1 rRNA gene is annotated in these 2,966 nt (G+C 52.8%); it reads right to left on the minus strand.

Annotated features, from left to right (window positions below):
- Positions 1–12 precede the first annotated feature (12 nt).
- A 23S ribosomal RNA gene (locus HWX22_RS31175) occupies positions 13–2,894 on the minus strand.
- Between the last annotated feature and the right edge of the window lie 72 nt (positions 2,895–2,966).

Raw genomic sequence — 2,966 nt, forward strand, 5'->3', positions numbered from 1 at the left:
CAGACTTGTTATAGGATCAAGCCTTACGGGCAATTAGTATCAGTTAGCTGAACGCATTACTGCGCTTACACACCTGACCTATCAACGTCCTGGTCTCGAACGACCCTTCAAGGGGATCTAGTCCCCAGGGATATCTCATCTTAAGGCGAGTTTCCCGCTTAGATGCTTTCAGCGGTTATCTCTTCCGAACATAGCTACCCGGCGATGCCACTGGCGTGACAACCGGTACACCAGAGGTTCGTCCACTCCGGTCCTCTCGTACTAGGAGCAGCCCCCTTCAAATATCCAACGCCCACGGCAGATAGGGACCAAACTGTCTCACGACGTTTTAAACCCAGCTCACGTACCTCTTTAAATGGCGAACAGCCATACCCTTGGGACCGGCTACAGCCCCAGGATGAGATGAGCCGACATCGAGGTGCCAAACACCGCCGTCGATATGAACTCTTGGGCGGTATCAGCCTGTTATCCCCAGAGTACCTTTTATCCGTTGAGCGATGGCCCTTCCATACAGAACCACCGGATCACTATGACCTGCTTTCGCACCTGCTCGACTTGTCGGTCTCGCAGTTAAGCACGCTTATGCCATTGCACTATCAGCACGATTTCCGACCGTACCTAGCGTACCTTCGTACTCCTCCGTTACGCTTTGGGAGGAGACCGCCCCAGTCAAACTGCCTACCATGCACTGTCCCCGACCCGGATCACGGGCCAAGGTTAGAACCTCAAACAAACCAGGGTGGTATTTCAAGGACGGCTCCACCGAAACTAGCGTTCCGGTTTCATAGCCTCCCACCTATCCTACACAGATCGGTTCAAAGTCCAATGCAAAGCTACAGTAAAGGTTCATGGGGTCTTTCCGTCTAGCCGCGGGTAGATTGCATCATCACAAACACTTCAACTTCGCTGAGTCTCGGGAGGAGACAGTGTGGCCATCGTTACGCCATTCGTGCAGGTCGGAACTTACCCGACAAGGAATTTCGCTACCTTAGGACCGTTATAGTTACGGCCGCCGTTTACCGGGACTTCAATCAAGAGCTTGCACCCCATCATTTAATCTTCCGGCACCGGGCAGGCGTCACACCCTATACGTCCACTTTCGTGTTTGCAGAGTGCTGTGTTTTTATTAAACAGTCGCAGCCACCAGTTTATTGCAACCCCTTCACCCTCCTGGCGCAGGCCAGTCAAGCTACAAGGGCGTACCTTATCCCGAAGTTACGGTACCAATTTGCCGAGTTCCTTCTCCCGAGTTCTCTCAAGCGCCTTAGAATACTCATCTCGCCCACCTGTGTCGGTTTGCGGTACGGTCATCGTTAGACTGAAGCTTAGAGGCTTTTCTTGGAACCACTTCCAATTGCTTCGCTCCCTAAGGAGCTCGCGCCACACCCTTGAATCCTGCGCCCGGATTTGCCTAAGCGCCTTCTCCAATGCAGCGACCGGGACTTCCAACACCCGGACAACCTTCCGCGATCCGTCCCCCCATCGCATCTAACAATGGTGCAGGAATATTGACCTGCTTCCCATCAGCTACGCATTTCTGCCTCGCCTTAGGGGCCGACTCACCCTACGCCGATGAACGTTGCGTAGGAAACCTTGGGCTTACGGCGAGGGGGCCTTTCACCCCCTTTATCGCTACTCATGTCAGCATTCGCACTTCCGATACCTCCAGCACCCTTTACAAGGCACCTTCGCAGGCTTACGGAACGCTCTCCTACCATGCGAGCAAAGCTCGCATCCGCAGCTTCGGTATATAGCTTAGCCCCGTTACATCTTCCGCGCAGGACGACTCGATCAGTGAGCTATTACGCTTTCTTTAAAGGGTGGCTGCTTCTAAGCCAACCTCCTGACTGTTTTAGCCTTCCCACTTCGTTTCCCACTTAGCTATATTTGGGGACCTTAGCTGGCGGTCTGGGTTGTTTCCCTCTTGACACCGGACGTTAGCACCCGATGTCTGTCTCCCGTGATTGCACTCTTCGGTATTCGGAGTTTGCTATGGCGGGGTAATCTGCAATAGACCCCCCAACCATGACAGTGCTCTACCCCCGAAGGTGAGACACGAGGCACTACCTAAATAGTTTTCGGAGAGAACCAGCTATTTCCAGGTTTGTTTAGCCTTTCACCCCTATCCACAGCTCATCCCCTAACTTTTCAACGTTAGTGGGTTCGGACCTCCAGTACGTGTTACCGCACCTTCATCCTGGCCATGGATAGATCACCTGGTTTCGGGTCTACGCCCAGCAACTGAACGCCCTATTCGGACTCGCTTTCGCTACGCCTGCCCTATACGGTTAAGCTTGCTACTGAACGTAAGTCGCTGACCCATTATACAAAAGGTACGCCGTCACCCCTTACGAGGCTCCGACTGTTTGTATGCATGCGGTTTCAGGATCTATTTCACTCCCCTCCCGGGGTTCTTTTCGCCTTTCCCTCACGGTACTGGTTCACTATCGGTCGATCACGAGTATTTAGCCTTGGAGGATGGTCCCCCCATCTTCAGACAGGATTTCACGTGTCCCGCCCTACTTGTCGCACACCTAGTTCTTTCATACTGTTTTCGCCTACAGGGCTATCACCTGCTATGGCCGCACTTTCCAGAGCGTTCGGCTAACAATACAAATAAAGAGTGCAAGGCTCATCCCATTTCGCTCGCCACTACTTTGGGAATCTCGGTTGATTTCTTTTCCTGCGGTTACTTAGATGTTTCAGTTCACCGCGTTCGCTTCACATGGCCTATGTATTCAGCCATGGATACTCCAAAAGGAGTGGGTTTCCCCATTCGGACATCTACGGATCAAAGCTCGTTTGCCAGCTCCCCGTAGCTTTTCGCAGGCTACCGCGTCCTTCATCGCCTGTGATCGCCAAGGCATCCACCACATGCACTTGTTCGCTTGACCCTATAACGAGTCTGTCTCATCGACAGTCGCTACAGGTTGAGTTCTCGCGTTGTGCCGTATTCCAATTGAGTC

It is taken from the genome of Burkholderia sp. BCC1638 (genome assembly GCF_902833195.1).
GTDB classification, from domain to species: domain Bacteria; phylum Pseudomonadota; class Gammaproteobacteria; order Burkholderiales; family Burkholderiaceae; genus Burkholderia; species Burkholderia diffusa.